The 19,918-nt window shown below is 64.0% G+C and carries 21 protein-coding genes and 1 tRNA gene; 6 read left to right on the top strand and 16 right to left on the bottom strand.

Going from position 1 to position 19,918, the window contains the following annotated elements; genetic code table 11:
* Positions 1–81 precede the first annotated feature (81 nt).
* Positions 82–570 carry a heme-binding protein gene (locus tag ABCR88_RS01060; protein ID WP_350403981.1) on the top strand — a complete coding sequence of 163 codons (489 nt, stop codon included), beginning with the start codon at positions 82–84 and terminating at the stop codon, positions 568–570.
* A 98-nt stretch (positions 571–668) separates the two neighbouring features.
* On the top strand, positions 669–1,079 hold the full coding sequence (gene uraH / locus ABCR88_RS01055) for a hydroxyisourate hydrolase (protein WP_041115122.1): 411 nt from the start codon (positions 669–671) through the stop codon (positions 1,077–1,079).
* Positions 1,080–1,255: 176 nt separating this feature from the next.
* Here the strand turns inward: uraH and ABCR88_RS01050 are convergent, their stop codons facing one another.
* Positions 1,256–1,942, bottom strand: a complete 687-nt coding sequence (locus ABCR88_RS01050) for a Crp/Fnr family transcriptional regulator (protein ID WP_011058577.1) — start codon at positions 1,940–1,942, stop codon at positions 1,256–1,258.
* A 102-nt stretch (positions 1,943–2,044) separates the two neighbouring features.
* On the opposite strand from ABCR88_RS01050, the gene ABCR88_RS01045 reads away from it, so the two are divergent.
* Positions 2,045–2,569, top strand: coding sequence for an Mpo1-like protein (locus ABCR88_RS01045; protein WP_041115120.1), 525 nt, complete (start codon positions 2,045–2,047; stop codon positions 2,567–2,569).
* A 141-nt stretch (positions 2,570–2,710) separates the two neighbouring features.
* Here the strand turns inward: ABCR88_RS01045 and ABCR88_RS01040 are convergent, their stop codons facing one another.
* From ABCR88_RS01040 to dibA, 6 genes are all read right to left on the bottom strand, one after another.
* Positions 2,711–3,700: a sulfate ABC transporter ATP-binding protein gene (locus ABCR88_RS01040; RefSeq protein WP_232643870.1), complete on the bottom strand. Its 990-nt coding sequence runs from the start codon at positions 3,698–3,700 to the stop codon at positions 2,711–2,713.
* A gap of 3 nt (positions 3,701–3,703) precedes the next feature.
* Entirely contained in the window at positions 3,704–4,576 is an 873-nt protein-coding gene (gene cysW / locus ABCR88_RS01035) for a sulfate ABC transporter permease subunit CysW (protein WP_011058574.1), read from the bottom strand.
* Positions 4,577–4,588: 12 nt separating this feature from the next.
* Complete coding sequence (cysT, locus tag ABCR88_RS01030; protein WP_011058573.1) at positions 4,589–5,407, bottom strand: sulfate ABC transporter permease subunit CysT; 819 nt, start codon at positions 5,405–5,407, stop codon at positions 4,589–4,591.
* Positions 5,408–5,557: 150 nt separating this feature from the next.
* Entirely contained in the window at positions 5,558–6,568 is a 1,011-nt protein-coding gene (locus tag ABCR88_RS01025) for a sulfate ABC transporter substrate-binding protein (RefSeq protein WP_041115118.1), read from the bottom strand.
* A 171-nt stretch (positions 6,569–6,739) separates the two neighbouring features.
* A complete protein-coding gene (gene oscA / locus ABCR88_RS01020; RefSeq protein ID WP_011058571.1) occupies positions 6,740–6,922 on the bottom strand; it encodes a sulfur starvation response protein OscA in 183 nt (60 codons plus the stop codon).
* A 292-nt stretch (positions 6,923–7,214) separates the two neighbouring features.
* Positions 7,215–9,134, bottom strand: a complete 1,920-nt coding sequence (gene dibA / locus ABCR88_RS01015; RefSeq protein ID WP_350403980.1) for a phosphodiesterase DibA — start codon at positions 9,132–9,134, stop codon at positions 7,215–7,217.
* Between the two features lie 146 nt (positions 9,135–9,280).
* On the opposite strand from dibA, the gene desA reads away from it, so the two are divergent.
* Positions 9,281–10,465 (top strand): delta-9 fatty acid desaturase DesA, encoded by a 1,185-nt coding sequence (gene desA, locus ABCR88_RS01010; RefSeq protein WP_011058569.1) that lies wholly within the window; start codon positions 9,281–9,283, stop codon positions 10,463–10,465.
* 216 nt (positions 10,466–10,681) lie between these two features.
* The gene (locus ABCR88_RS01005) at positions 10,682–11,674 is read left to right on the top strand and encodes a sensor domain-containing diguanylate cyclase (RefSeq protein ID WP_232643868.1); all 993 of its coding nucleotides are present in this window, start codon (positions 10,682–10,684) and stop codon (positions 11,672–11,674) included.
* Positions 11,675–11,780: 106 nt separating this feature from the next.
* Here the strand turns inward: ABCR88_RS01005 and ABCR88_RS01000 are convergent, their stop codons facing one another.
* From ABCR88_RS01000 to ABCR88_RS00960, 9 genes are all read right to left on the bottom strand, one after another.
* Complete coding sequence (locus ABCR88_RS01000) at positions 11,781–12,995, bottom strand: response regulator (protein WP_232643867.1); 1,215 nt, start codon at positions 12,993–12,995, stop codon at positions 11,781–11,783.
* A gap of 138 nt (positions 12,996–13,133) precedes the next feature.
* Positions 13,134–14,411, bottom strand: coding sequence for a 4-aminobutyrate--2-oxoglutarate transaminase (gene gabT, locus ABCR88_RS00995; RefSeq protein WP_041115112.1), 1,278 nt, complete (start codon positions 14,409–14,411; stop codon positions 13,134–13,136).
* Between the two features lie 177 nt (positions 14,412–14,588).
* Positions 14,589–16,031 carry an NADP-dependent succinate-semialdehyde dehydrogenase gene (gabD, locus tag ABCR88_RS00990; RefSeq protein ID WP_011058565.1) on the bottom strand — a complete coding sequence of 481 codons (1,443 nt, stop codon included), beginning with the start codon at positions 16,029–16,031 and terminating at the stop codon, positions 14,589–14,591.
* Positions 16,032–16,411: 380 nt separating this feature from the next.
* The gene (locus ABCR88_RS00985; protein WP_011058564.1) at positions 16,412–16,726 is read right to left on the bottom strand and encodes a RebB family R body protein; all 315 of its coding nucleotides are present in this window, start codon (positions 16,724–16,726) and stop codon (positions 16,412–16,414) included.
* Positions 16,727–16,780: 54 nt separating this feature from the next.
* On the bottom strand, positions 16,781–17,095 hold the full coding sequence (locus ABCR88_RS00980) for a RebB family R body protein (RefSeq protein ID WP_011058563.1): 315 nt from the start codon (positions 17,093–17,095) through the stop codon (positions 16,781–16,783).
* 113 nt (positions 17,096–17,208) lie between these two features.
* Positions 17,209–17,766: a hypothetical protein gene (locus ABCR88_RS00975; RefSeq protein ID WP_103407939.1), complete on the bottom strand. Its 558-nt coding sequence runs from the start codon at positions 17,764–17,766 to the stop codon at positions 17,209–17,211.
* 141 nt (positions 17,767–17,907) lie between these two features.
* Positions 17,908–18,576, bottom strand: coding sequence for a hypothetical protein (locus ABCR88_RS00970; RefSeq protein WP_011058561.1), 669 nt, complete (start codon positions 18,574–18,576; stop codon positions 17,908–17,910).
* Between the two features lie 24 nt (positions 18,577–18,600).
* The gene (locus ABCR88_RS00965; protein ID WP_011058560.1) at positions 18,601–18,828 is read right to left on the bottom strand and encodes a RebB family R body protein; all 228 of its coding nucleotides are present in this window, start codon (positions 18,826–18,828) and stop codon (positions 18,601–18,603) included.
* A gap of 119 nt (positions 18,829–18,947) precedes the next feature.
* Entirely contained in the window at positions 18,948–19,490 is a 543-nt protein-coding gene (locus ABCR88_RS00960) for a sigma-70 family RNA polymerase sigma factor (protein ID WP_072443737.1), read from the bottom strand.
* A 188-nt stretch (positions 19,491–19,678) separates the two neighbouring features.
* Between ABCR88_RS00960 and ABCR88_RS00955 the strand changes: the two genes are divergently transcribed.
* Positions 19,679–19,755: transfer RNA gene (locus ABCR88_RS00955), tRNA-Arg, on the top strand.
* The last annotated feature ends 163 nt before the right edge of the window (positions 19,756–19,918 follow it).

Raw genomic sequence — 19,918 nt, 5'->3', positions numbered from 1 at the left:
TACAAACTTGTAATCCAACTGACGAGGTTCTGACGAGGACCGCTGGCTAAGGTGGCGGCCTGTCTTTGCGGAGCCTTCCCCATGATGTGCAAAACCCTTCTTCTAAGTCTTGGCCTGGGCCTTGCCGGCAGCGCCCTGGCGGCACCGGACCTGCCCCGTCACGCCGAACTGGACCTGGCCACCGCCCGTCAGCTGGCCGACGCCAGCCTGGCCCAGTGCACGGCCGTGGTGTCGGTGCTGGACCGTGGCGGCAACCTGCTGGTGACCTTGCGCAGTGATGGCGTCGGCCCGCACAACACCGTCGCCAGCCAGCGCAAGGCCTATACCGCGCTGTCCACCAAGACCCCGAGCCGGCTGTTCGCCGAACGGGCGCGCAACAACCCCGAGGCGGCCAATCTCAACACCTTGCCGGAGCTGTTGTTGCTCGGCGGCGGCATTCCATTGTTTGCCGATAACCAGCTGGTGGGCGCGATGGGCATTGCCGGTGCGGGCGGCGCGGCGCAGGACGAGGCGTGCGCGTTACAGGCGGCACAGCGGGTGGGGTTGGCGGCCGAGGCCGAACGTCAGTGAACGGGAGAGCCGCGCCCGCGTTGCGCTAATGCGCAGCCTCGCGGGCTCGGCAGCGGCTACAGAGTCTGTTGTTTGTTCAATCGAGAAAGGAGTGAGACATGAACGTTTTGCGTAATGGCCTGGCCGCTATCGGCTTCTGCGGCCTGTCGAGCCTGGCCCTGGCGGCGGGCAATCCCTTGAGCGTGCACGTGCTGAACCTGGAAAGCGGTTTGCCGTCGCCGGGGGTCAAGGTGACCCTGGAGCAGCAGGTGGGCCAGGACTGGAAGCCCTTGTCCGAAGGGGTGACCAATGAGCAGGGGCGGATTGCCGAGCTGTTTCCGGCGGGCCGGGCGCTGACGGCCGGCGAGTATCGGGTGGTCTTCAAGACCGGCGAGTACTTCAGGCAAGCCAAGCGCGAGACCTTCTTTCCGGAGATCCCGGTGATCTTCGAGGTCAGGCAGACCGAGCAGCATTACCACATTCCGTTGTTGCTCAGCCCTTACGGGTTCTCGACCTATCGTGGCTCGTAGGAACCGGCTGCCGGCGAAGGCGATCTCGCGGGCCCTTCGCTGGCAAGCCAGCTCCTACGGGAGGCAGGGACAACGCGGGGGTTTCTGTAGGAGCCGGCTTGCCGGCGAAGGCGATCTTGCGGGCCTCTTCGCTGGCAAGCCAGCTCCTACGGGAGGCAGGGACATCGCGGGGGCTTCTATGGCGAGGTCAGGGCGCGCAGGCGCTCGGTGTCGAGGATTTCGATCTCGCCATAGCTCAGGCGCAGGATGCCCTGGTGCTGCAGCTCCTTGAGGATCTGGTTGGTGGTCTGGCGCGACAGCGAGAGCATCAGCGCCAGTTGTTCCTGGGGCAGTTGCAGCACGCGGCGGGCCTGGGCCACTTCACCGTAGCCGGCGGCCATCGCCAGCAGGCGGCTGGCCACCCGCGCCGGGGCCGGCATCAGGCTCAACTGCTCCAGGTTGATAAAGGCCAGGCGCAGTTTGTGGCTCATCAGCAGGGCGAACTGGCGCCAGTATTGCGGCTGCTGCTCCAGTAGTTGCAGCAGATTCGCCTGCGGCACCTGGAGCAGGGTGCAGGCGCCCTCGGCGTAGGCATCGTGGGTACGGGGCTGGCCGTCGAACAGGCAGATCTCGCCGAACCAGTGGGGCGCTTCCATCAGGCTCAGCAAGGCCTCCTTGCCCTGCTCGCTGACCGCGCCCACCCGCACCGTGCCCTCGAGCACCGCGTACAGCCCGCAGGGCGGATCGCCGCGCCGAAACAGGCACTGCCCCGCCGTCAGCCGGCGCAGGCGCGCACTGTCGAGCAAACTATTCTGTAAGGAAGCCGGCAGGTGGCTGAACCACTGGCCGGTCATCAGGCATTCACGCCACTGGTGCAGGTCCATGAACAGGTCTTTCCCTCAGGGCATCGCAATGATTGTCGCCTAGCTGACAGAGCCGAGCACCGCCGCCGGGCATGATCGAGCCACCCTAACGGAGGAACAACAATGAAAAGCCTCGTTGATCATCTCAGTCAATACGCCGCCTACCACCGCGACCCGCGCAATATCGCCAGCCACTTCATCGGCATTCCGATGATTGTGGTGGCGGTGGCCGTGCTGTTGTCGCGTCCCGCCTGGAGCATGGCCGGCCTGTCGTGGTCGCCGGCGTTGCTGCTGGCCCTGGCCGCATCAGTGTTCTACCTACGCCTGGAAGTGCGCCTGGGGGTGCTGATGACGGTGCTGATGGCGCTATCGGTGTGGGCCGGCCAGGTGCTGGCGGCGCAAAGTACCGGGCTCTGGCTGAGCAGCGGCCTGGGCCTGTTCGTGATCGGCTGGGTGATCCAGTTCATCGGCCATTACTACGAGGGCCGCAAGCCGGCCTTCGTCGACGACCTTTCGGGGCTGATTGTCGGCCCGCTGTTCGTGGTGGCTGAACTGGCCTTCCTGCTGGGCCTGCGCCATGACCTGAAGCAGGCCATCGAGCAGCGTTCCGGGCCGGTGGCCCTGCGGCACAAGAAAGCCATGGTCTGAAGCCCGGGAACGCTTCGGGAATATTGGGCCGGCCCCCGTAGGAACCGGCTTGCCGGCGAAGAGGCCTTCGAGCCAGGTGCAAGCCTGAAGGACGCTTTCGCTGGCAAGCCAGCTCCTACAGCGGGCGTGATGTCGGCGGGGTCAGAGGCTGGCGTGTTTCTGCCAGACCTTGGGCTTGAAGAACAGGGTTTCACCACGGGCCAGGCCGATCAGGCTGTCGTGGTCCTTCACCACTTCGGCCTCGATCAGTTCGCTCTGCCCTTCCACCTTCAGGGTCACCCGGGTGGTGGCCCCCAGCGGACGGATATCCCGCACTTCGGCGGCGTGGTGGTCTTCCAGTTCGGAACGCGACAGCGACACTTCGTGAGGCCGGAACAACACGTGGTTGTCCTCCCCCAGGTGCAGGCGGTTGGAGTCGCCGAGGAAGTGGTAGACGAAGTCGCTGGCCGGGTTCTCGTAGACCTCGCCCGGGGAACCGATCTGTTCGATCACGCCCTTGTTCATCACCACGATGCGGTCGGCCACTTCCATGGCTTCTTCCTGATCGTGGGTAACGAATACCGAAGTCAGGTTGATGTCTTCGTGCAGCCGCGCCAGCCAGCGCCGCAGCTCCTTGCGCACCTTGGCGTCGAGGGCGCCGAAGGGTTCGTCCAGCAGCAGCACCTTGGGCTCCACCGCCAGGGCGCGGGCCAGGGCGATACGCTGGCGCTGGCCGCCGGAGAGCTGTTCCGGGTAACGGTCGCAGAGCCAGTCCAGCTGCACCATGTTCAGCAGCTCGTGGACCTTCTCGGCGATCTTGCTCTCGCTGGGACGCTGGTTCTTCGGCTTCATGCGCAGGCCGAAGGCAACGTTGTCGAACACGCTCATGTGGCGGAACAGGGCGTAGTGCTGGAACACGAAACCGACGTTGCGATCACGCACGTCGTGACCCGAGACATCCTCGCCGTGGAACACGATGCTGCCTTGGTCCGGGGTTTCCAGCCCGGCGATGATCCGCAGCAGGGTGGTCTTGCCGCAGCCGGACGGGCCCAGCAGGGCCACCAGCTCGCCGCTCTGGATGTCCAGGTTGATGCTGTTCAGGGCCTTGAAGGCGTTGAAGTTCTTGCTGACGTTACGGACTTCGATCGACATGACTTATTCCTCCGCGGCGCTGGCGCGCAGGCGGTTGATTCGGGATTCGCTCCACTGCTTGAGCAGCAGGATGAACAACGCAAGGATCAGCAACAGGCTGGCGACGGCAAAGGCGGCGACGTGGTTGTACTCGTTGTAGAGGATTTCCACGTGCAGCGGCAGGGTGTTGGTGACCCCGCGAATGTGCCCGGAAACCACCGACACCGCGCCGAACTCACCCATGGCCCGGGCGGTACACAGCACCACGCCGTAGATCAGGCCCCATTTGATGTTGGGCACGGTGACGTGCCAGAACATCTGCCAGCCATTGGCCCCCAGCAACCTGGCGGCCTCCTCTTCCTGGGTGCCCTGCTCCTGCATCAGCGGGATCAGTTCCCGGGCAACGAAGGGCACGGTGACGAAGATGGTGGCCAGGACAATGCCCGGCAAGGCGAAGACGATCTGGATGTCGTGGTCCGAAAGCCACGGGCCGAACAGGCCCTGGGCGCCGAACATCAGCACATAGACCAGGCCGGCGATCACTGGCGACACCGAGAACGGCAGGTCGATCAGGGTCACCAGGATGCTCTTGCCGCGGAACGAGTACTTGCTCACGCACCAGGCCGCGCTGACCCCGAACACCAGGTTCAGGGGCACCGAGATCAGCACCGCGATCACCGTGAGTTTCAGCGCCGACAGGGCGTCGGGCTCGAAGATCGCATCGAAGAACGCCCCCAGGCCGAGCTTCAGGCCCTGGGACACCACGATGAACAGCGGCAGCAGCAGGAACAGGGCGAAGATCAGCCAGCCGAGGCCGATCAGCAGGCGCCGCGAGGTGGCGCTGCCACGGCGGGCGGCGTTGGCGGAGGACGCGGCGGAAATGGACGATTGGGACATGGTCGCGCCTCCTTAAGGTCGTTCGATGCGCCGCTGCAGCAGGTTGATCAGCAGCAGCAGAATGAAGGAAACCACCAGCATCAGCACGCCGATGGAAGTGGCGCCGGTGTAATCGTACTGGTCGAGCTTGACCATGATCAGCAGGGGCAGGATCTCGGTCTTCATCGGCATGTTGCCGGCGATGAAGATCACCGAACCGTACTCGCCCACGCCGCGGGCAAAGGCCAGGGCAAAACCGGTGAGCCAGGCCGGCAGCAAGGCCGGTACCAGGATATGGCGGAACACCTGCCACGGCTTGGCACCCAGGCAGGCGGCGGCTTCTTCCACTTCACGAGGGATGTCCGCCAGCACCGGCTGCACCGTGCGCACCACGAATGGCAGGGTGACGAAGGTCAGTGCCAGGGTGATGCCCAGGGGGGTGTAGGCAATCTTGAAACCCAGGTCGGTGGCGAACTGCCCCACCAGGCCGGTGGGCGCGTAGAGCGCAGTCAGGGCAATGCCCGCCACGGCGGTGGGCAGGGCGAATGGCAGGTCGATCATGGCATCGATGATCTTGCGCCCGGGGAAGCTGTAGCGCACCAGGACCCAGGCCAGCAGGGTGCCGATGACGCCGTTGATGATGGCCGCATACAACGCGGTACCGAAGCTCAGCTTGAGCGCGGCGAGCACCCGTGGCGCCGAAATGATCGCCCAGAACTGTTCCCAGGTAAGTTGCGCAGCATGCACGAACATCGCCGCCAGGGGGATGAGCACAATCAGGCTGAGGTACACCAAGGTGTAGCCCAGCGTCAGCCCGAAGCCGGGTATGACGGGGGAGATACGACGCGACATAAGAGTCCTTGGTTAACGGAACGGATACGCAAAACCCGCAACTCAATGCGGGCTCTGCCTGGTAGGAGCCGGCTTGCCGGCGAAAGGGCCCGCAAGTCGTGCATTGCCCTCAGGGGCGCCTTCGCTGGCAAGCCAGCCCCTACAACAGGGTTATTGCGCCGTGTAGATCTGGTCGAACACGCCACCGTCATTGAAGAATTTCGGTTGAGCAGTTTTCCAGCCGCCGAAGTCCTTGTCGATAGTTACCAGGTCCAGTTTCGGGAACTGCTGGGCATATTTGGCGGCGATGTCCTTGTCCCGTGGGCGGTAGAAGTTCTTCGCGGCAATTTCCTGGCCGGCCGGGCTGTACAGGTGTTTGAGGTAGGCCTCGGCGATCTGGATGTTGCCTTTCTTCTCGGCGTTCTTGTCCACCACCGCCACTGGCGGCTCGGCGAGGATCGACAGCGAAGGCACGACGATATCGAACTTGTCGGCGCCGCCGTCTTCCTTGAGGGCCAGGAAAGCTTCGTTTTCCCAGGCCAGCAGCACGTCGCCCTGACCGTTGTTGACGAAGGTGATGGTCGAGCCGCGGGCCCCGGTGTCCAGTACCGGTACGTGCTTGAACAGCTCCTTCACGTATTCCTGAGCCTTGGCCTCACTGCCACCGGCCTTCAGGCCGTAGGCCCAGGCGGCGAGGAAGTTCCAGCGTGCACCGCCGGACGTTTTCGGGTTCGGGGTGATCACCGAGACGTCTTTCTTGATCAGGTCGCCCCAATCCTTGATGCCCTTGGGGTTGCCCTTGCGCACCAGGAACACGATGGTCGAGGTGTAGGGGGTGCTGGCATCGGGCAGGCGTTTCTGCCAGTCCGCCGGCAGGGTCTTGCCGAGCTTGGCGATTTCGTCGATGTCACCGGCCAGGGCCAGGGTCACCACGTCGGCGCGCAGGCCGTCGATCACCGCCCGGCCCTGCTTGCCGGAGCCACCGTGGGATTGCTGGATCTTCACGTTGTCGCCCGGGTGGTCCTTCTTCCAGAAGTTCACGAACTCGGCGTTGTAATCCTGGTACAGCTCACGGGTCGGGTCATAGGACACATTGAGCAGCTCATAGTCCTTGGCAACGGCGGAACCGGCGAAAACGGCGCTGGCGAGGGCGGCCAGGGCATAACGGCGAATCGACGACATGGTGAAGCTCCTGAAATTTTTTAAGGTGCTGGCATTTTTCTTATGGCGATTTCAGCCCGCATTCGAAAAGGAACGCTGGGATTCGTGCAGGGGGTCATGGATGACGCCCTCCGGTTGACCAGTCGGGCCTCTCGTTCGCGAGAGGGTGACGCGGTGTTCAGCGAGGTACTTTCAACTCGGTTTGTGGCCGGGCTGCTGCAGACGGAATTTTTCCTTGCGTTCGATCTGAACGACCTGGGCGTTGTGCACGGTGATTTCCACCGCACCGAAGCGCAGGTCGCGCAGTGCGCTTTGAATTTCCCGCAAGATGGTTGCTTCGTCCTGGCCGTCAACGCTGCGTAGAGATGCGCTCATGGTGTTGCTCCTGAGTGGGATGTGCCTGGCAGTGGCGGCACTGCTTGCGGCGTGGGAGCAATACTAGATAGGGCCGGATATTCTTAAAAATACTATTTAAGAATGTTTATATAACCAGAAGAAATTATTCGAGCTGACAGCAGCTTAACCCAACCCTGTAGCCGCTGCCGAGCTTCAGCGAGGCTGCGCAAAGGCCCCCAGGACCTTGCCTGGCGCCCTTGCGCCAAACACCGCACTGCCACGTCGGTATGCCGCCCAAACCGTTCGCAGCCTGCGGCAGCGGCTACAGGGATCAACGGATCTGCGGGGCGTTGCTCCAGACCAGTTGCGCCGCCGGCATCGGCCGGCCGAACCAGTAGCCCTGGCCCAGGTCGCAGGCGTGTTCCAGAAGGAAACGCGCCTGTTCCACCTGCTCGATACCCTCGGCATGCACCTGCATGCCCATGCTCTGGGCCAGGGCAATGATTACCCGGGATATCGCTGCATCGTCCTCGTCGAACGGCAGGCCGGCGACAAAACCCTGGTCGATCTTGAGCTTCTGCACCGGCAGGCGCTTGAGCCGCAGCAGGGAGGAGTAGCCCGTGCCGAAGTCGTCGATGGCCAGGCGAATGCCCAGCTCGCGCAAACGGTGCATCTGCTCCAGGGCCACTTCGGGATCGTCCATCACCGCGCTTTCGGTGACTTCCAGCTCCAGGTAGGCCGGATCCAGCCCGGTCTCGTGCAGCACCTGGGCCACCTGCTGGTACAGCTCGCTGCGGGCGAACAGGCGGGTCGAGACATTCACCGCGATAAACGACAGCACCACGCCATCGGCCTGCCACTGGCACATCTGCCGGCAAGCCTGCTGCATGACCCAGGCATCGATCTCGGCAATCATCCCGGTGCGCTCGGCAATCGGTATGAACTCCGCCGGCGACACCAGCCCGCGCTCGGGATGCTCCCAGCGCACCAGGGCCTCGACGCCTACCAGGCGGCTGGTCTTGAGGTCGTGCACCGGCTGGTAATAGACCCGCAGTTCCTGCTGGTCCAGGGCGCGGCGCAGCTCGAAGGCGATTTCCACCCGCTGCTGGGCATGGGCGGTGAGCTCCTCGGTGTACAGGGCGTAACCGTTGCGCCCGGCGCTTTTGGCCTTGAACAGCGCCGCATCGGCGTTGCGCAGCAGTTGGCTGGCGCTCAGCGCGTCGCTGGGAAACAGGCTGATACCGATACTGGCGTTGATCACCACCTGCTGCTCGCCGAGCTGGAAGGGCTCCTTGAGGCCGTCGATGATGCGCTGGGCCAGGGCCGCCGCCTGCACCAGCTGCGGGCAGCTTTCGGCCAGCACCGCGAACTCATCGCCGCCCAGGCGCGCCAGGGTGATGCCCGGGCCAAACATCCCGCCCAGGCGCTCGGCCACCGCCTTGAGCAGTTGGTCGCCGACGTTGTGCCCCAGGCTGTCGTTGATCATCTTGAAGTGGTCCAGATCGATCATCAGCATGGCGCAGCCGCGCTTGTGGATCTGCGCCGAAGCCAGGGCCTGTTCGGCACGGTCGGTGAACAGCAGGCGGTTGGGCAGGTCGGTCAGCGGATCGTGATGGGCCAGGTGAGCCAGCTCGTGCTCGGAATCCTTGATCGCGCTGATGTCGGAAAATACCGCAACGTAATGAGTCAGCTCGCCCTGCTCATCGCGGATCGCGCGGATGGTCTGCCATTGCGGGTAGATCTCGCCGCTCTTGCGCCGATTCCAGATTTCGCCGCTCCACTCATCGGTCTTCCGCAACGAGTCGAACATCGATTGATAGAACTGCGCCGAATGATGCCCGGACTTGAACAGGCTCGGCTGACGGCCCAGCACCTCTTCGCGCTGGTAGCCGGTGATTTCGATGAAGGCGCGGTTGACGTGGACGATCTGCCCCTGGGTATCGCTCACCAGCACCCCTTCGCGGGTGCAGTCGAATACCGCCGCAGCCTGGCGCAGGCGCTCGCGGTCCTTCTGCTGGTGGCGCAGCCAGCGATCGGCCCCCAACACCCGCAGCAGACGGGCCCGGGCGAAGAAGATCAGCACCGCGCTGACCACCGCCCAGGCATAGCCGCCAACCATTTGCCAATGGGCCCGATCGGAAAACTCATCGAAGAAACTGCTCAATAAGTAACCACTGAACTGCAACCAGACCAGCGACAACAGCAGATAGAGCAGCGCGGCACGCAAACCATTGCGATAAGAAACCGACATAAGTCCGTCTATTTCCACACGAAAAGTTTGGGATTATAGAGGAAGAAACATTCCGCCACTCTTATCTGAAAGGGCGACTGGTTTTCTCAGTGGGCTTAGTGATAATGCCTGGGCTGTTTTTTTCTTTATCGAGGGCCTTATCGCCTATGTGGTACGAAGGTTTACTTGGCTTGTCCGCCTGGCAACTGGTGGCAGTCACCCTGTTGATGACCCACGTGACCATTGTCGCGGTCACGGTCTATCTGCATCGCTATTCCGCGCACCGTTCCCTGGAACTCAACGCCGGCCTGAAACATTTCTTCCGCTTCTGGCTGTGGCTGACCACGGCGCAGAACACCCGCGAGTGGACCGCCATCCACCGCAAGCACCACGCCAAGTGCGAAACCGCCGACGACCCCCACAGCCCGGTGGTCAAGGGCCTGTCCACCGTGCTGCGCAAGGGCGCAGAGCTGTATCGCGAAGAGGCGAAGAACCCGGAGACCCTGCGCATCTACGGCAAGAACTGCCCGGAAGACTGGATCGAACGCAACCTCTACAGCCGCTACAAGCTGGGCGGCGTGGCGCTGATGGCAGCCATCGACCTGCTGCTGTTCGGCACCATCGGCATCACCATCTGGGCCATCCAGATGATGTGGATTCCGTTCTGGGCCGCCGGGGTCATCAATGGCCTGGGGCATGCGGTGGGCTACCGCAATTTCGAATGCCGCGACGCCGCCACCAACCTGGTGCCCTGGGGCATCATCGTCGGCGGCGAAGAGCTGCACAACAATCACCACACCTACCCCAACTCGGCCAAGCTCTCGGTGAAGAAGTGGGAGTTCGACCTGGGCTGGGCCTGGATCAAGGTCTTCAGCTTCCTGCGTCTGGCCAGGGTCCAGCGCGTGGCGCCCATCGCCCACCGGGTCGAAGGCAAGGGCCACCTGGACATGGATACCGCCATGGCCATCCTCAACAACCGGTTCCAGATCATGGCCCAGTACCGCAAGCTGGTGATCGGCCCGCTGGTGAAACAGGAACTGGCCAAGGTCGATCATTCGGTGCGCCACCAGTTCCACCGCGCCAAGCGCCTGCTGTCCCGGGAAACCAGCCTGCTGGAAGACCGCCACCACCTGCGCATCCAGAGCATGCTGGAGCACAGCCAGGCCTTGAAGGTGATCTACGAGAAGCGTCTGGCCCTGCAGCAGATCTGGGTCAAGACCAGCTCCAACGGCCACGACATGCTCGCGGCCATCAAGGATTGGGTGCACGAGGCCGAGGCCAGCGGCATTCAGTCCCTGCGTGATTTCGCCCATCAGCTCAAGACCTATTCCCTGCGTCCCACCACCGCCTGACCCCAGCCCCTCGCCACTCCCGTGGCGAGGGGCTGCCCTTCTGAAATCAAGCCTTGCAGGCCCCTCTCGACCGTCTGGCGGGCGCTCGCGCTATCGCTGTAGCGGCCGGGAACTTAGCGCCCGATCCCCTATCTCAAACAACACTTCGCCACCCAGGCGGGCTTGGTTGTAGCCGCTGCCTAACGGCGCGCGGCACGCCCTTTGAGATCTGTGCCGATGGTCAACAAGAACCCACACACTCCCTCTGCGTTTCCCCAGTGGCCCGAAGCCGCGCAAACCCTGATGGCCCTGATGCATGCACAGGGCGAAGTGGCCCGCCTGACCGAACGCGAGCAGCTGTTCAGCTCGCTGCTGGTCAGTGTCAACGCGGTGCTCTGGGCCTTCGACTGGGACAGCCGCCAGGTGCTGTACGTCAGCCCGGCCTATGAACGGATCTTCGGTCGCCCCGCAGGCCTGCTCCTGGCGGACTGCAATCAATGGCGCGACAGCATCTACCCCGATGACCTGGAGTACGCCGAGCGCAGCCTGGCCCAGGTCCTGGAAAAGGGCGCGGTGGAAGATCGCGAGTACCGCATCATCGATGCCCAGGGCCAGGTGCGCTGGCTCAGCGACAAATGCTTCATCAACCGCAATGCCGAGCCCGGGCAACGCCTGATCGTGGTCGGCATCGCCGAAGACATCACCGAAAAGAAGCAGCTGGAAACCGAGTTGCAACGCCTGGCCACCACCGACGTGCTGACCCAGAGCAGCAACCGCCGGCACTTCTTCGAATGCGCCAACCGCGAGTTCGAGCAGGCGCGCCTGCAAGGCTCGTCCCTGGCCTTCCTGCTGCTGGATATCGATGATTTCAAAGTGATCAACGACACCTACGGCCACCCCGAAGGCGACATCGTCCTGCAGCGCATCGCCGAAAGCGGGCGCGCGGCCCTGCGTCGCGGCGACCTGTTCGGGCGGATCGGGGGCGAGGAGTTCGCCGCGGTTTTTCCCGGCTGCACCGCGGATATGGCGCGCCAGGTGGCCGAGCGCCTGCAACGGGAGATCCAGCGCCAGAATTTCAGCCACCAGGGCCAGACGTTCACCATCACCGTGAGCCAGGGCCTGACCGGCCTGCTGGCGGAAGACGAAAGCCTGGACAACCTGTTCGCCCGCGCCGACAGCGCCATGTACGAAGCCAAGCGCCAGGGCAAGAACCGCATCATCACCGGATAAACCCGCGATCACTCGCCCGTAGGAGCTGGCTGGCCCGCGAAGGCGCCCGCAAGGCTTGCACAAGACTCGAAGGCCTCTTCGCCGGCAAGCCGGTTCCTACAGTGGTTCAGCCCTTGCGCAGGCGGATCAGTTCCGGCAGCCCGACCTTCAGCAGCCGCGCGGTCTTGCAGCGCGCAATCTCTTCCACCCCTTCGTGCTCGGTCAGCCGCGCCAGCTGCGCCGCCAGGTTCATCACCAGCGCCTCGCGGGAATACACCCCACCGCCCAACTGGTAGATCGAGGCAATCAGTTCCCGCAGTTCCAGGGGCATGCGCCAGCGGGTCCGCAGTGCCGAGCCGTAGGCCGCGCCAAAGCGCTCCAGGGCATCGCCGATTTCTTCCTGGTCGTCCAGCTCGCCGCCGGCCTGTTTCCACTCCTGCAGGCAACGCAGCAGCGCCAGATCGCCCAGGCGATGCAGTAGCCCGGCGCAGTAGCAGCGCTCCTGGTCCAGGTCCAGCAGGCGCGCCAGGGTCCGGCCGTATTCCGCGGTATGCAGGGACAGCTCCCAATAGCGCTCGGCATAGTCGGCCAGGGCCGGATCGCTCAGGCGCGCGCTGCGCTTGAGGGTCAGGCCGAGGATCAGGTTCATGCTCTGCCCGGTGCCCAGCCGATGCAGGGCCTGGGACAGGGTCTGCACGCCGTCGCCATGGTGCTGCGCGGCGCTGTTGGCGGCAGCGATCAGCACCGCGGTGACCTGGGGATCGGTGCGGATCTCTTCCTCCAGCACCTTGAGGTCCAGGCCTTCGGGGTTGAGGCTGCGCTTGACCGCCAGTTGCACGTCGGTGAGCAGCGGCGCGCCGTCGGCCACATCGCGCCGGCGTTCAAGAAAGGGCCACAGGGTCATGCCCGGCGCCAGGGCCGGCACCTCGCAGGAGACTTCCTGGCCGGCGTCCAGCAGCAGGCCCTGCAGGCGCTGGGTCAGCCCCTCCATGTTCAGGGGCTTGGTCAGGTAGGCAGTGGGCGCCAGGGGCAAGGCCTCGCGCACGCTGGCGCTGTCGCTGCGCACGCTCAGCAGGATGAACGGCTGCACCGGGTTGCGCTTGCGCTGGCGCACCGCGCGCAACATCGACAGGCCATCGATGCCCGGCAGCTCCCAATCGGCAATGATCAGGTCATAGGGTTTGGCGCTCAGCAGGTCCATGGCCTCCTGACCGTCGGCACACAAGTCCAGACGCGCATCACAGCGCACGTTCAACAGCACTTGCTTGAGCAAATCACGAGACCAGAGATCAGCCTCGGCAATCAGCACGCGAGGTACAGCGGGTAAATCAACAGCGGTCATGCAGCACGCTCCCTAGGCAATCCCTTGCACCTTAGTCAATGCACGGGCTTCCATACAGCGCAAATCCCGCTGGAGCCGCCTGAGGACGAAAAAAAACCCGCCGAAGCGGGTTTTTCTGTCGATCAGGTCACAGCGTCATCAGAGTTCAGCGAAGCACTCTTCGATGATGGCCAGGCCTTTGTCCAGCTGCGCATCCGGCGAGGTCAGCGGTACCAGCACCCGCAGAACGTTGCCGTAGGTGCCGCAGGACAGCAGGATCAGCCCCTTTTCGCGAGCCTTGGCCACGACCTGGGCCACGGCAGCGGCGTTCGGCTTGTGGCTGTCGCCATTCTCGAACAGTTCCACCGCGATCATCGCGCCCAGGGCACGCACTTCACCGATTACCGGGTACTTGGCCTGGATGGCCTTGAGGCCGGTCACCAGGCGCTCGCCAACAGCCTTGCAGCGATCCAGCAAGTGCTCTTCCTCGAACACTTCCATCACCGCCAGGGCCGCCGCACAGGCGATCGGGCTACCGGCGTAGGTGCCGCCCAGGCCGCCTGGAGCGATGGCGTCCATGTACTCGGCCTTGCCGCAGACACCGGCCAGCGGGAAGCCGCCGGCGATGGACTTGGCGAAGGTGGTCAGGTCGGCGGTAACGCCCATCTGTTCCATGGCGAAGAAGGTGCCGGTACGGCCAGCGCCGGTCTGCACTTCGTCAGCGATCAGCAGGATGCCGTGCTGGTCGCAAAGGGCGCGCAGGCGCTTCATGAACTCTTTGGGCGCGACGTAGAAGCCGCCTTCGCCCTGCACCGGCTCGATGATGATCGCAGCGATATCACGAGGCTCGGCGTCGTTCTTGAAGATGCGCTCGATGCTCGCGATGGAGTCGTCGATGCTCACGCCGTGCAGTTCATTCGGGTACAGCGCGCGGAAGATGCCGCCTGGCATCAGGCCCATGCCGGCCGAGTAAGGCACGACCTTGCCGGTCAGGCCCAGGGTCATCATGGTGCGGCCGTGGTAGGCGCCGGTGAAGGCGATCACGCCGGCGCGGCCAGTGGCGGCACGGGCGATCTTCACGGCGTTCTCGACGGCTTCGGAACCGGTGGTCACCAGCAGGGTTTTCTTGGCGAAATCACCTGGCACCTTGGCGTTGATTTTCTCGCACAGCTCCACGTAAGGCTCGTAGGCCAGGACCTGGAAGCAGGTGTGGGTCAGCTTGTTCAGTTGCTCGGTCACCGCGGCGATGATCTTCGGGTGCACGTGACCGGTGTTCAGTACCGCGATACCGCCGGCGAAGTCGATGAACTCGCGGCCTTCAACGTCGGTGACGGTGGCGTTCTTCGCGCTGTCGGCGAAGATCGGGTGAATCTGGCCAACACCGCGCGGTACAGCGGCTTCACGGCGTTTCATCAAAGATGCGTTGGTCTTGCTCATAGTGTCCTCATTCACCGCTGCGGCAGCGGTGTGATTCAAGGGTTGCGGGGCGGGGAAGCGCCTGCGACAGCATGCGATGATCGACTGCCGGAGCGGTCCCGGGCCACCTTGAAAAGTGCGTTTTTTAAAGCTGCGCAGGGGGACAGCGCTCTCGTGCCCCCGGCGCTTGAAACCGGATCAGATACCCAGGCAGAGGTATTTGATTTCCAGGTAATCCTCGATCCCGTACTTGGAACCTTCACGGCCCAGGCCCGAGGCCTTGATGCCGCCGAACGGCGCCACTTCGTTGGAGATCAGGCCGGTGTTGACCCCGACCATGCCGTATTCCAGGGCCTCGGCCACACGGAACACACGACCCAGGTCGCGGGCATAGAAGTACGAGGCCAGGCCGAACTCGGTGTCGTTGGACATGGCGATGACTTCGGCTTCGTCTTTGAAGCGGAACAGCGGCGCCAATGGGCCAAAGGTTTCTTCCTTGGCCACGGCTGCATCCTTGGGCACGTTGACCAGGATGGTCGGCTCGAAGAAGTTGCCTTCCATGGACTTGCCGCCGGCCAGCAGGGTCGCGCCTTTTTTCAGGGCGTCGGCGATGTGTTCCTGGACCTTGGCCACGGCTTTTTCGTCGATCAGCGGGCCAGTGGTGGTGCCTTCTTCCAGGCCGTTGCCGATCTTCAGCTTGGCCACTGCTGCCTTCAATTTCTCGGCGAAGGCGTCGTAGACCGAATCCTGGATGTACAGGCGGTTGGCGCAGACGCAGGTCTGGCCGTTGTTGCGGTACTTGGAGATGATCGCGCCTTCGACGGCCTTATCCAGGTCCGCGTCGTCGAACACGATGAACGGCGCGTTGCCGCCCAGCTCCAGGGAGACTTTCTTGATGTCCTTGGCGCATTCGGCCATCAGCTGACGACCGATCTCGGTGGAGCCGGTGAACGACAGCTTGCGCACGATCGGGTTGCTGGTGAGCTCGCCGCCGATGTCGCCGGCGCTGCCGGTGACCACACTCAGCACGCCTTTCGGGATGCCGGCACGGTGCGCCAGTTCCACCAGGGCCAGGGCCGAGAACGGGGTTTGCGAAGCGGGCTTGATGACCATGGTGCAACCGGCGGCCAGGGCCGGGCCGGCTTTACGGGTGATCATCGCCGCCGGGAAGTTCCACGGGGTGATGGCCGCGGTCACGCCGATCGGCTGCTTGATCACGATCAGGCGCTTGTCGGGCTGGTGGCCGGGAATCACGTCGCCGTAGATGCGCTTGGCTTCTTCGGCGAACCATTCGATGAAGGAGGCGGCGTAGGCGATTTCGCCCTTGGCTTCGGCCAGCGGCTTGCCCTGCTCCAGGGTCATCAGGCGACCCAGGTCGTCCTGGTTCTCGATCAGCAATTCATACCAGCGGCGCAGCTTGGTGGCGCGCTCCTTGGCAGTCAGGGCACGCCAGGCCGGCAGGGCCTTGTCGGCGGCCTCGATGGCGCGGCGGGTTTCGGCGGCGCCCATCTTGGGTACGGTACCGAGGATTTCACCGGTAGCGGGGTTGTTGACCTTGATCGTCTGGCCGTTGTCCGCGTCGACCCAAGCTCCATCGATGAAGGCTTGTTGGCGGAACAACTGGGCGTCTTTGAGCTGCATGTCGGCTTCCTTAACAGCACCGCGCATACGCGGGGCGAATTGTGATTGTAGAAAGGCGCCAGGTCAGGAGGAGAGCGCCGGGGCGCTGTCACCAGCCCGTGGCCAGGCTGCCGTCAGGAAAATCGTTCACTGGGTAAAAGCACGAAAAAGTCGCACACAAGAATAGACGTGCGTTTGGGCACCCAGGCAAGAGCGTTTGAAATCTCAAACGAATCCTAGGGTCAACGGGGGTAAAGGACAATAGGCTGTTCGAAAAAAAGAACGTAAAGGCGCCTAGCGGTAAAAAATCCGCTTCAACCTCCCATGCCGCCGGGCAAAAGACAACGCCCCCGCAGCCTATGGCAGGCGGCGGGGGCGCTGGCATGGCGCCTGGGGAACGGTCAGCTACTGAACGACTTGAGCACCGTCAACAGGCTGGTGAGGTTGTCGGCCACACCGCCCTGGGCGACTTTCTCGGTGGCCGACGCACCGGCGGTGGTGTCGACGCTGTAGATCTGCATCACGCCCTGGTTGGTGGCCGCCTGGGCCAGGGTGTTTTGCTGCTGCTGCGCCGAAACCGAGTTCTGGAACAGGATGGCCACGGACTGGCCCATGGACTGGTAGATGGTGCCCATCGACATGGCTGGCGCTTCGGCGACGACCTTGACGTTGGTCTGGGTGACGGCATCGGTGATTTGCGGACTGACTGTGCTCATAAAAACTCCATTTTTTCAGCAGGTAGGTTCAACGGAAAATCAGGCTTTCAGCCATCAGCTCTGAAAGGACTTGAGAACCGTCAACAGGCTGGTGAGGTTGTCGGAGACCCCGCCCTGGGCGACTTTTTCGGTGGCCGCCGCCCCGGCGGTGGTGTCGACGCTGTAGATCTGCATCACGCCCTGGTTGGTGGCCGCCTGGGCCAGGGTGTTTTGCTGCTGCTGCGCCGAGACCGAGTTCTGGAACAGGATCGCGGTGGCCTGGGCCATGGATTGGTAGATGGTGCCCATCGCCATGGCCGGCGCTTCGGCGACGACCTTGACGTTGGTCTGGGTGACGGCATCGGTGATTTGTTCGTTTACAAGTGGCATGGCTCAACTTCCTTTGTTAGGCACACGGAGCATTCCGTGTCATTGAGTGAACGTGGCAGCCCTGATGCTGTGAAGCGGGGCTTGAACGGCCTTGCGGTTATTTCAGGGGGCCCTTATTGCCCACTGCCGGCGGTCAGTTGCTTGAGGGTGTCTTCGACTTTCTGCGACAGCCCGGCCATCCGCGCCTCGACCGCGGCTTTCACCTCCTGCTGGACCAGGGCGCTGATCATTGCCTTGAGCTGCGGATCGTCCGGCGGGAAGCTGGCCGGGGACAGTGCCGGCGCCAGCGCCGCCGCGGCGGCTGCAGCGGCGGCGGTCGTCACCAGGCCGGCCCCGGGGGGCGATACCGACAGCGGCTCCTCGGACTCGGCGGCCGCCAGCAGTTGCCGCAGCACCAGCTCCCGCGCCTGGGGATCGGCCTTGCCCGCGGCGGCGGAACCGGCCAGTTGATCGATGATCTGCCGGGTGCGCAGCCCATCGGACTGCATCAGCTCCGTGGCCCGCTGCCGCGCCTGATCGACGCTCTGTTGCGCGGCCCTGGACATGTCCAGCGGCTTGTCCTGGGCAAATGCCTCCAGTACCTGGCGCTCGACCTGGGTCAACGGGCGTTTCAGATACTTCTCGGCAAAGCCGAATATCGTCGCCATCGGGGTCTGCTCTTCATTCGCCATTGCATGCTCCTTACTCAATGAATGACGTTGAAGGGCTGGGCACCGGGTCCGTCGAACTTCAACGCCAGGGGAAAAGCCTGTGTCGCGGTCATGCTCCTGGCCGTGCAGGCCCCGGGCACCTGGCGCGCCCGGGGCGCTTGCTCAGGAGGACGGTGTGCGATTGGCCAGGGTGCTGCTGTACTTGGCGATGCTCTGGTCGATCTTGTCGATGGCCACGCCGGCCGCGTCGGCCTCCATGGCTCCGGCAGCCGCCGCCACCGCAGCCGCCGCGCCCACCAGCAGATCGGTGACCAACGCGCCCAGGGCATCCTCGGCAGCCCCCTTGACGTTCTCTTTGACGATGTTCTCGGTCATCTGCTTGAGCAGCACCGCCTGGGCCGCGAGGGCCAGCTTGCTGACCCCGTCGAAATACCCCGCCGCCGACTGCGCCACCAGGCCGGCGGCCTGGCTGATCATCATGTCCGGCGCTGCCGCGATCTGCGCCGGGGCATAGCTGAAGGTCTGGGCATTGCTGAACTGCACCGCCTGGACGATCTGGCTGTTCAGGGCATCGGTGCTGTCGCTGCTGGGCGTGCCGGCCTGCTTGAGCAGGTGCGCGTTCATCGTCTGCATCATCGAGGGCTGCGCCGGGCCTGCAGGCGATGGCGCAGGATCGGGCGCCGGCGCGCTGGCCGTCGAGGCGGCGTCACCGGCCATCGCCGAGGGTGCCTCAGGCTCGGCGGCTACTGCAGCGGCGCCAGGGTCGGCCGCCGCGCCGGCGCTTTCATCGGCCGCGGCTGCGGGTGGGGTTTTCTTCTTGAACCAGGCCATGACGATTCTCCCGGGCGGTCAGCCCTACTCGCCGATCGCCATGATCAGCGCCACGGCCTTGGACACCACCGCATTGGAGATCTGGTTGAGCGCCTGCTGGCTGTTGACCGCGTTCTGCAGCGACAGGCCGGCCGAGTGGCTGGCCACCTGGTACAGCGAGGCAATGGCCTGGGCCGGAGCCTCGGCCACGACCTTGACGTTGGTCTGGGTGACGGCATCGGTGATCTGCGAGTTGACCATTGGATCGGGCATACATCTCTCCTTAGATGGAATGGCCCACCGCAGAAGGCGGCGGCACCGGCTACAGCATCGAAAACAGGCTCACTGAACAGGAACGCCCGAGCGAGCCGGCTGTGAAACCTCAGGCCGCATCAACGCAACTGCGCCCGCAACAGCTGCACATACTTGCGCGCCAAGGGCTGGTTCATGCCCAGCTCGGCGGCGATGTGGGGATAGGGCAGGTCGTCGACAAACTTTAGTTCAAAGAGGCGGCGCTTCTTCGGCGGCAGTTGCGCCACCCGTCGACTGAGCAGGGCCAGGGTTTCCAGCAACTCCACCTGGTCGAGCACCGACATCTGCGGGGCCTCCAGCTGCTGCAGCGGGTCATCCTCAAGCCCGGCGAAATCCACAAACAGGCGCTGCTCCCGGGCCTGCCGGCGGCAGCTGTCGACAAACACATGATCAAGCACCAGGAACAGAAAACCCTGGGGGTCGCGAATTCGCTCCGGCGAGCGGCGAAAGAACAGCAGCGCCTTGATCGCCGTGGCCGCCAGCCACTCTTGGGCACCATCGGCGTTGCCCCGCGCCAACTGCCGGGCGCGGCGCTGCAAACCGGGCAATACCGCCCTCCAGCTGGCTTCGAACAGTTGGTCCGGCAGGCCCGCTTGCAGGCCGCCCGGCATGGAACAGTTCATCTCCTGCACCTCCCTGTGCCCCGTGATTGCACGGTTCTGGCTGCAGGTTGCGCGCAGGTACGAGGAAGCTTCAGCAGGAAAAACTGCCACTACGGCCCGGGTTTCCGGGGGTTGCGACGGACAAGCACCAGCCGATGAAAACCGGCGTGGACGCCCCGAGTCGACATAGGTATGATGTCGCCCGCACTGCACTCGTAGCTCAGCTGGATAGAGTACTGCCCTCCGAAGGCAGGGGTCGTGGGTTCGAATCCCGCCGAGTGCGCCATCTTCAGCGAAAAAGCCCCAGGTCTTACGGCCTGGGGCTTTTTTGTTGATCCGCGATGCAAAACGGCGCGATGCCCGGACGGCACCCCGCACACATGACGGCCCTGGGCTGTCCTGGCGAAGCGCAACTTGCTACATTCGCCGCCCCCGGACAGGAGGTCCCG

The sequence above is a fragment of the Pseudomonas sp. W17 genome (assembly GCF_040268305.1).
In the GTDB taxonomy this organism is placed as follows: Bacteria; Pseudomonadota; Gammaproteobacteria; order Pseudomonadales; family Pseudomonadaceae; genus Aquipseudomonas; species Aquipseudomonas protegens.
This window is presented reverse-complemented; position numbering and strand designations above follow the sequence as displayed.